At 51.4% G+C, this 1,413-nt stretch carries 1 protein-coding gene; it reads right to left on the minus strand.

Going from position 1 to position 1,413, the window contains the following annotated elements:
* Nucleotides 1-180: 180 nt before the first annotated feature.
* Nucleotides 181-1,413, minus strand: a 1,233-nt coding sequence (locus V6D20_12810) for a hypothetical protein (GenBank protein ID HEY9816662.1), incomplete at its 5' end; no start/stop codon positions are given.

Consider the following 1,413-nt stretch of genomic DNA (forward strand, 5'->3'; position numbering starts at 1 on the left):
CGCCACAACATCAGAGGATATCGCGATCTACAGATTGACGACAGTGATCAACCTAATCTATATGCGATCGCAGAGGGATAAGATGAGCAAGATGCGCACGATCTTGATTGTAAATAAATAGTGTGCATCGAAGCGGATTTGATATCAATCTATTATCCAGATGGTGAGCTAGATTGGATATCAGGAACCCATAGAGGGCAGATGGGTAGAACCGGTTTGGGTGATTTTCTGAATGGCATATTGGGTGGATGCAGCACCGGGAATGGCAGGACGGGTAGCATCTATCCACTGGAACACAGCGCGGCGACGGACAATTTCGGTACGCAGGTCATCCGCTCGAATGAGTTCAATGCGGCTGGGTACGGGCCCCCAAGCAAAGCGTACGCACTCCACTTGGCTAGGATGACGCTGGCGCAGGAGGGCATAGGCGGCTTCTGGTGCGGGTATGACGGGCTGGGCAACAATCTCCACAGTCAGGACGACGGGTTTTGGAGCTAATAGGGCGATCGCTCTCTCATCTGGTCCCTTATCTTGAACGATGAGCTGAAATTCTAGAGTATTGCCTGGCAGCAGGGTCGCAGGGCGATCGCTCCCATCTCGATACACTAACTCAGCTAGGGAAAATTGTAGTAACTTCTTAGCAGCCAGGTCAGTCAGAGATATGGTTTTTGGCTGAAGCGGCGTAGGCACGCCATTGCGAATCCAGTTAATAGATAGTGTGGCCTTGCCGTCCGCGTTATCATCCCAGTCATAGCGGATGGCTAGGGAACTGTCAGGATTATATTCGGTGCGATCGCAGGATAGCTGAACGGAGTGACTCACCGGCTCAGATTGTCCGCCTGCAGGAATGAGCAGTTCCTGAGTGGCATGGCCTGCGGAGGATGCTAGTTGGCGGTTATACTCTGGATCTTCGAACTGGATAAAATAGGGTTCTAGGGGAAGGGGAATGCGATCGGGGTCGGTGATACGTAGGGGAAAGCTTAGCACTTGGTGAAATCCAGTCATTCCGCTGGCATCAGGGGGCGTTACGCGTGCTTCTAACACCAAGCGATCGCCCGATTTACGATCGCGGAGGAGGTCTTGGAGGCTGGGGGTTTGATCATCTGTGGGAGATTGAGGAGTATAGGTTCCAGAGGATGTATCTAGGTTTGTGTAACTCAGGATGCGATCGCCAATGTTCAGTTGGATATTAATTGTCCAGTTTGTGATGCTGGCCGCGACGTCACCCAGATTGTGGATACTAAAGCGCACTATCCCATCCCATTCCACGCCAATCTGCCCCTGCCAAGGAGACTCTAGAATCATCTCCAGTCCTTGGGCTGTCCGAATTAATAACTTATCTTTGTTGATAGATGCAGCAAAGAAGGCGTTGTCAGAAGGGGTTGTCCGAATCGTTGCGCCCTGATTAATTTG

The sequence above is a fragment of the Candidatus Obscuribacterales bacterium genome, from assembly GCA_036703605.1.
Classification (GTDB): Bacteria; Cyanobacteriota; Cyanobacteriia; order RECH01; family RECH01; genus RECH01.